This window comes from Kribbella sp. NPDC004138 (assembly GCF_053603655.1).
In genome coordinates this window covers 187,413-194,965 of record NZ_JBSGFZ010000020.1, presented here as the reverse complement: position 1 = coordinate 194,965, position 7,553 = coordinate 187,413, and the positions used below count along the sequence as shown (strand labels likewise).

General features: G+C 69.6%; 7 protein-coding genes. 1 reads left to right on the top strand and 6 read right to left on the bottom strand.

The window, feature by feature from the left end; all coding sequences use genetic code 11:
• Positions 1-419: 419 nt before the first annotated feature.
• Together tyrS and ACWEOO_RS27410 are read right to left on the bottom strand one after the other, a co-directional pair.
• Positions 420-1,712 carry a tyrosine--tRNA ligase gene (tyrS, locus tag ACWEOO_RS27415; RefSeq protein ID WP_452145466.1) on the bottom strand — a complete coding sequence of 431 codons (1,293 nt, stop codon included), beginning with the start codon at positions 1,710-1,712 and terminating at the stop codon, positions 420-422.
• 61 nt (positions 1,713-1,773) lie between these two features.
• The gene (locus ACWEOO_RS27410) at positions 1,774-2,811 is read right to left on the bottom strand and encodes an App1 family protein (RefSeq protein ID WP_359941405.1); all 1,038 of its coding nucleotides are present in this window, start codon (positions 2,809-2,811) and stop codon (positions 1,774-1,776) included.
• 109 nt (positions 2,812-2,920) lie between these two features.
• On the opposite strand from ACWEOO_RS27410, the gene ACWEOO_RS27405 reads away from it, so the two are divergent.
• Positions 2,921-3,868 (top strand): LLM class flavin-dependent oxidoreductase, encoded by a 948-nt coding sequence (locus tag ACWEOO_RS27405; RefSeq protein WP_452145465.1) that lies wholly within the window; start codon positions 2,921-2,923, stop codon positions 3,866-3,868.
• Here ACWEOO_RS27405 and ACWEOO_RS27400 read toward each other — a convergent pair.
• The 4 genes from ACWEOO_RS27400 to argF all read right to left on the bottom strand — a co-directional run bounded on the left by ACWEOO_RS27400 (position 3,865) and on the right by argF (position 7,553).
• Positions 3,865-4,539, bottom strand: a complete 675-nt coding sequence (locus ACWEOO_RS27400; protein ID WP_452145464.1) for a DNA-3-methyladenine glycosylase — start codon at positions 4,537-4,539, stop codon at positions 3,865-3,867. The genes ACWEOO_RS27405 and ACWEOO_RS27400 overlap by 4 nt on opposite strands.
• 139 nt (positions 4,540-4,678) lie before the next feature.
• A complete protein-coding gene (argH, locus tag ACWEOO_RS27395; RefSeq protein WP_452145463.1) occupies positions 4,679-6,106 on the bottom strand; it encodes an argininosuccinate lyase in 1,428 nt (475 codons plus the stop codon).
• An 11-nt stretch (positions 6,107-6,117) separates the two neighbouring features.
• Entirely contained in the window at positions 6,118-6,627 is a 510-nt protein-coding gene (locus tag ACWEOO_RS27390; protein WP_355699061.1) for an arginine repressor, read from the bottom strand.
• Positions 6,624-7,553 carry an ornithine carbamoyltransferase gene (gene argF / locus ACWEOO_RS27385; protein ID WP_363717048.1) on the bottom strand — a complete coding sequence of 310 codons (930 nt, stop codon included), beginning with the start codon at positions 7,551-7,553 and terminating at the stop codon, positions 6,624-6,626. The genes ACWEOO_RS27390 and argF overlap by 4 nt, the downstream gene beginning before the upstream one ends.

Here is a 7,553-nt window from a genome sequence, read left to right as displayed (position 1 = left end):
GAGAAGTCATTCAACGCCTGTGGACAGGGTTAATGCATCTTTCGGCATTGACTTTCGGCACGCTGTTGAGTTCTCAAGAATCGGACGCACACCGCAGTCTGACCTCTCGGCCAGGCTCCCGGGGCAACCTTCGTTACTATACCGGAGCAGATCCACCGAGACAAGTCCCAGTTTTTCTGACCCTCCACCCGCATCCAAGCTACCGCCCCGAGTCAGACAACCCGGTTCGGCTCAGCTAGCCTTGGGGGGTTCGGAGCGACCGGCCGCTTTCGCGTCCCGCGCCTCGCTCCAACGAAGAGAACATTACGTGGCCCGCAGGTGGACGGTCAAATCGGTTCCCGGTGCGCTGAATCACAGGCCTGTAATTTGCCGTCGGCAACCCCGATGTGGGAGTGAAGCCCACTCCCACGCCGGCACCGTCAGCCCTGCGTCCGCGCGGCGAGAACCCCTGCGAACGAACGCTTCCCGCGACGCAGCACCAGCACGCCACCAGGCAGCAGGTCCTCCGCGGCCGGCACGTACTCCGCGTCCTTCACCTTCTCGTTGTTCAGGTACGCGCCGCCTTCGGCGACCGTCCGCCGCGCAGCCGACTTGCTGGCCACCAGCCCCGACTTCACCAGCAGGTCGCCGTACGTCGGCATCGGCTCGCCGGCGCCCAGCTCCACATGCGGTGCTTCGCGTAGCGCCGCCACCAGGGTCGAGCCGTCCAGCGACCCCAACTCCCCTTGGCCGAACAACGCCTTTGACGCCTCCTGCACGCGCAGAGTCTCGCCGGCCCCGTGAACCAGGGTCGTCAGCTCCTCCGCCAGTGCTCGCTGCGCCTCGCGGGCCTGAGGACGTTCCGCGGTCGCTTGTTCGAGGGCGGCCAGCTCCTCCGGCGTACGGAACGTGTAGAAGCGCACGAGCTGCATCACGTCCCGGTCGTCGCTGTTGAACCAGAACTGGTAGAACGCGTACGGCGTTGTCAGCTCCCGGTCCAGCCACACCGTGCCGGACTCCGTCTTCCCGAACTTCGTGCCGTCGGCCTTGGTCACCAGCGGTGTCGCCAGCGCGTGTGCCTTGCCAGCCTCCGTACGGCGGATGAGCTCGACGCCCGCCGTCAGGTTCCCCCACTGGTCGCTGCCACCGGTCTGCAGCGTGCAGTTGTGCCGCCTGTACAGCTCCAGGAAGTCCAGGGACTGCAGCAGCACGTAGCTGAACTCCGTGTAGCTGATCCCCTGCTCCAGCCGGGCCTTCACCACTTCCCGGCCGAGCATCCGGTTCACCGGGAAGTGCTTCCCGATGTCTCGCAGGAAGTCGAGGGTGTTGAGGTCCTTCGTCCACTCGTAGTTGTTGACGATCCGGGCCGGGTTCGGCAGGGACGGATCGAAGTCGACGAACTTCTCCACCTGGGCGCGGACCTTCTCGACCCACTCGTGCACGACGTCCTTCGGGTTCAGCACCCGCTCGGACGTCTCCTTGGGGTCACCGATCAGCCCGGTGGCGCCGCCGACGAGCCCGATCGGGTTGTGGCCGGCCAGCTGGAGCCGCCGCAGCGTCAGCAGTTGCAGCAGGTTGCCCATGTGCAGGCTGGGCGCGGTGGGGTCGAACCCGACATAGGAGGTGATCGGTCCTGCCGCCATCGAGGCCCGGAGAGCGTCCGGGTCGGTGGAGTGGGCGATCAGGCCACGGCTCTGCAGGTCGTCGAGCACCTGAGTGCGGCGTTCGGTCACTAGTTCTCTCCTCGAGTACGTCGGGTCGGTACCAGTGTCCTGTACGGCGGCGTACCGCGACTCAGGTGGGTTCGGGACGTGTCAGCACCGACCGGAGCTGTGGGCGCAGCGCGTGTCCGTCCGGTCCCTGCACCGTGACCGCGGTCGGTCTGTGCGGGTCGTGGGCGCCGGGGTCCGTGTTCGGGACCGGGAGACCGTGGGACAGGACCTGCTCGGCCGGTGTCAGCTGGCGGATCCCGATGGCCAGCACATGGTCCGGATGCGTCTGCGCGAAGTCGCCGTACAACTGGGGGTCGTGCTGGCCGTCGTCACCGACCAGCACCCACCGCACGGTGGGGAACTCGCGGGCCAGCCGGCGCAGTGCGGTCCGCTTGTGTTCCTGGCCGCTCCGGAACCAGCCGGTGTTCGTCGGTCCCCAGTCCGTCATCAGCAACGGGCCCAGCGGGTACCCGTGCCGGGCCAGGAAACGGGTGAGCGTCGGCGCGGTGTTCCACGCCCCGGTGGACAGGTAGAACATCGGCGCACCGGGGTGGTCCGCCAGCAGTTCCTCGTACAGACCCGCCATTCCAGGGACGACGCGGCGCGCCTGCTCGTCGCGGACGAACGTGTTCCACGCCGCGATCAGCGGACGCGGCAGCATCGTCAGGATCACCGTGTCGTCGATGTCGCTGACGAGTCCGAACGTGGCCTCGGGGTCCGGCACGAAGATCCGCGCCCGCGCCTGCCTGTCGCCGCGCACCCCCAGCACGACCTCGTGCCACCCCGGAGGCAGCACCACCGGTACGTTCAGGTCGATGAAGCCGCCGCGATCGGTCACGGTCTCGAACGTCTGCCCGCTGACCGTGACGGTGACCGGCACCTTGGTCGCCGGCGCCGTCACGAACACGCGCCAGCCCCGCACCACCTGGTCCTCGTCGTACCGCGGCTGGTTGCGCGGATCGCGGCCGAGCACCACACGGGCCAGCACCCGGACGAACTCGGTGTTGCCGTAGCCGACCTGCGGGATGATCCGCTCCTGCCAGCCACGACGCCGAAGCACCGCCTGCACCCCGAGGTTGAACCAGTCCTCGAGACGGGACGAGTAGTGCGGACGGGCCATACCAGAAACCTACCCGTCGCACGGGCCGCTAGTCGTCCTGCCTCGCGGTCCGCGGACACCTTTCACACGTCCTTCACGAACTGTCGGTCGCGTCGCCTACCGTCTCTGCATGACCGCTCTCGGAATGTGCTTCCCGCGTACCTATCCGGCCGCGCTCGTCACCGACGTGGCGCGGCGGCTCGACCGCGGCGGCGCGGACGAGCTGTGGATCATCGAGGACTGCTTCTTCACCGCCGGCCCGTCGCTGGTGTCGGCCGCGCTGACGTCGACCGAGCGGCTGACCGTCGGGCTCGGGATCGTGCCGGCCGTCGCGCGCACGGCCGCGGTGACCGCGATGGAGTTCGCGACGCTGGAAGCCCTCGGGCCCGGGCGGTTCCTGCCGGGCATCGGTCACGGCGTGCAGTCGTGGATGGGGCAGATGGGCGTCCGGCCGAAGTCGCCGTTGACGGCGCTCGACGAGGTGACGACCAGTGTGACCCGGTTGCTGCGCGGCGAGGAGGTCAGCTTCGAGGGGACGACGGTCCACCTCGACAAGGTGAAGCTGGACGCGCCGCCGGCCGACGTACCGCCGATCCTGCTCGGGGTGCAGGGCCCGAAGTCGATGGCGCTGGCCGGGCGGGTGGCCGACGGGGTCGTCCTGGCCGAGCCCGCCACCGCGGCGTATGTGCGTCAGTCGGTGGAGCAGGCCGGATCGCCCGACGGGTTCGTGGTCGCGGTGTTCACGTCGATGTGCGTGCGCAAGGACCGCAAGACGGCGTACGAGTGGACCGCGCCGTGGCTCGGTTCGCGGATCGGCGACCGGCCGCCGCAGCTGACTGCGCTGCCGTTCTTCGACGAGATGAAGGCGCTGTACGACGCGTCCGGCGAGGCGGGGCTGGTCGGGATGCCGACTGACTGGTGGACCGCGATCGGCGCGATCGGCACGGTCGACGACGCGGCCGAACACATCGCCGGGCTAGAGGCGGCCGGGGTGCACCATGTGGGGCTGTTCCCGGATCCGGAGGTCGAGCACGGGTTGCCGCAGCTGGACCACGTGCTCGAGCTGGCGAACCGCTAGGCGCGCTTCTTCGGGACGTGCGGGCGGTAGGGCGAGACCGTCGGGTCGTTCGGGATCCAGAAGCGCCACGGGTGGTCGGGTGCTTCGCGGAGGCCGACGCGCGGGCCGGTGTCGGGTACGCCGTCGAAGCCGGGGCCGTCGAGGAGCTGAATGGACGACGTCTTCGCCAGCAGGTCGGCGCCGTTGCCCTCGCGTTCGATGCCCAGGGCAACACAGAGGCGGGCCGGGCCACGGGCGAGGTCGCGGTCCGGGTTGTTGGCCGGGCGTTTGGGGAGCGGGCCTTTGCGGACGCCGACTGATTGGTTGACGACCACCTTTTGCGGCGCTGTCTGACCGCGGCGGGCGCGGGCGAGCTCGAGACCCTCGATAACCTCCCCGGCGCGGAGCAGGACGGCCGAGGGGACGCCTTCCGGGCCGGCGACGACGTTCATGCAGAAGTGCATGCCGTAGGTGAAGTACACGTACAGGAAGCCGGGCGGACCGAACATGACCGCGTTGCGCGGTGTCTCACCCCGGTAGGCGTGCGAGCCGGGGTCGTTCGGCCCGTCGTACGCCTCGACCTCGGTCACCCGGACCGCAACCCTGCCCTCGTCGGTGGTGCTGCGCAGCACCATCCCCAGCAGCCGCGGCGCCACCTCCAACACAGGACCCGCCAGCTGAGAACGACGCATGCGCAGCACCTTAGCCGGGTGGGCGAGAGCACCGACCGGAGACCGGACCTGGTGACCTGAGACAGGTAATAGCAGGTCTCCAGACCCCGTTACTTGTCTCAGGTCTCCCGAATCGCCGGCGAACTGCTGGTGCCTGCCGTCAGGTCAGGCGGGCGGTGTGGGCGGCGGCGCGGTCGCGGAGTTCGGTGAGTTGTTCGGCTACGCGGGGTTGGGCGGTGCCGCCTCGGGTGTTGCGGGACGCGAGGGAGCCGTCGACGGTGAGGACGCTGCGGACCTCGGGGGTGAGGTGGGGGGAAATGCCGGCGAGGTCGTCGTCGGTGAGGTCCCAGAGTTCGATGCCGCGCTTCTCGCATTCCTGGACGCAGGCGCCGGCCAGTTCGTGGGCGACGCGGAACGGGACCTTCTGCCGGACCAGCCATTCGGCGATGTCGGTGGCCAGTGAGAAGCCCTGAGGGGCGAGTTCTGCGAGGCGGTCGGCGTTGAAGCGCACCGTGCGGATCATGCCGGTGAACGCGGGCAGCAGCACCTCGAGGGTGTCGATGGAGTCGAAGACCGGCTCCTTGTCCTCCTGCAGGTCCCGGTTGTAGGCGAGCGGCTGCGCCTTCAGCGTGGCCAGCAGACCGCTCAGGTTCCCGATCAGGCGGCCGGCCTTGCCGCGGGCGAGTTCCGCGATGTCCGGATTCTTCTTCTGCGGCATGATGCTCGACCCGGTCGAGAATGCGTCGTCCAGCTCGACGAAACCGAACTCCTTCGTCGCCCAGATGATCACCTCTTCGGCCTGCCGGGACAGGTCGACGCCGATCTGCGCGGTGACGAACGCGAACTCCGCGACGAAGTCCCGCGCCGACGTACCGTCGATCGAGTTCGCCGACGAGTTCGTGAAGCCCAGCTCGTGCGCGACGAAGACCGGGTCGAGCCCGAGCGAGCTGCCGGCCAGCGCGCCCGAGCCGTACGGCGAATCCGCCGCCACCCGGACGTCCCAGTCGACCAGCCGGTCGAGGTCCCGGATCAACGGCCAGGCGTGCGCGAGCAGGTGGTGTGAGAGCAGCACCGGCTGCGCGTGCTGCAGATGCGTGCGCCCGGGCATCGCGACACCCAGGTGCCGCTCGGCCTGCTCCGCCAGCGTGTTGACCTGCTCCAGCAGCAACCGCCCGATGATCCGGCCGTGGTCACGCAGGTAGCTTTTGAACAGCGTGGCGACCTGGTCGTTCCGCGACCGTCCCGCACGCAGCCGTCCGCCCAGCTCAGGCCCGAGCCGAACGAGCAGACCGTGCTCCAGCGCCGTGTGCACGTCCTCGTCCTCGGCAGCGGGCTGGAACTCGCCGGACAGTACGTCGGCCAGCAGCCCGTCGAGGCCCGCGAGCATCGCGTCCAGGTCCTCGTCCGTCAGCAGCCCCGCGCGGTGCAGCACCTTCGCGTGCGCCTTCGACCCGGCGATGTCGTACGGCGCCAGCCGCCAGTCGAAATCCGTCGACTTGCTCAACGCCGCCAACGCCTCCGCCGGCCCTCCCGAGAACCGGGCCCCCCACAACGCGGAGTCCCGGGCGGCGCTCTCTCCAGTGCTCACAACAACTTCCTCTACTTCGGTTCGCGGGCGGCGAGGGACAGGAAACGGGCGGCGAGGTCGGGGCCGCCGGTGGGGTTGCGGGAGACGACCATGACGGTGTCGTCGCCGGCGATGGTGCCGAGGACGTCGTCCAGGCCGACGTGATCGATCGCGGACGCGAAGTACTGGGCGGCTCCCGGCGGGGTTCGCAGGATGACGAGGTTGGCGCTGCCCTCGGCGGAAACGAGCAGCTCGGACGCGACCCGGGCCAGGCGGGCCTCGAAAGCAGCCGCCTCGCCGGCGCGCGGCGTGCGGTCGCCGCCTTCGCCCGGTACGGCGTACACGAGCTGGCCGGAGGCGTCGCGGACCTTCACCGCGCCGATCTCGACCAGGTCGCGGGACAGCGTCGCCTGGCCGACGACCAGCCCGGACGCGGCGAGCAGGTCGGCCAGCTCGGTCTGCGACCGGACCGGCTGCCGGCCGAGCAGGTCGACGATCCGCTGCTGGCGGGCCGTCTTGGTGGTGGGAACCGCAACGCTCACGACGAGAAACTCCTTGCCAGCAGCCACGACAGCAGCGCCTTCTGCGCGTGCAGCCGGTTCTCGGCTTCGTCCCAGACGACCGACTGCGGTCCGTCGATCACGGCCGCCTCGATCTCCTTGCCACGATAGGCGGGGAGGCAGTGCAACACGATCGCATCAGGCTTCGCCTTGGCGAGAAGTTCCTCGGTCACGGCGTACGGCACGAACGGCGCCTCGCGCTCGGCCGCCTCGGCCTCCTGGCCCATCGACACCCAGGTGTCGGTGGCGAGCACATCGGCTCCGTCCGCGGCCGCGATCGGGTCCTCCGTCCAGGCGACCGATCCGCCGGTCGCCTCGGCGATCGCCGCCGCGCGCACGAGGACGTCCGGATCCGGCTGGTAGTCCGCGGGCGAACCGATCACGACGTGCATGCCGGCGGTCGCGCCGCCGAGCAGGTACGAGTGCGCCATGTTGTTGGCGCCGTCGCCGAGGTACACCAGCTTCAGCCCGGAGGTCCAGCCCTTGTGCTGCCGCACGGTCTGCAGGTCGGCCAGGATCTGGCACGGGTGGAACTCGTCGGTCAGTGCGTTGATCACCGGCACCGACGACGCGGCGGCCATCTCCTCGATCCGCGACTGGCCGGAGGTCCGCCAGACGATCGCCTCGACCTGCCGGTCCAGCACCCGGGCGGTGTCGGCGATCGGCTCGCCGCGGCCGAGCTGCGAGGTCTGCGCGTCGATGACCAGCGGTACGCCGCCGAGCTCGGAGATCCCGACCGCGAACGAGATCCGCGTCCGGGTCGACGACTTGTCGAAGATCACCGCGACGGTCTTCGGACCCGCGAGCGGCTGGTGCCCGTGCCGATCCCCCGCCAGCTGCGCCGCGAGCGTCAGTACTTCGTCCTGCTCGACCGGCGACAGGTCGTCGTCCCGCAAGAAGTGCCGGAT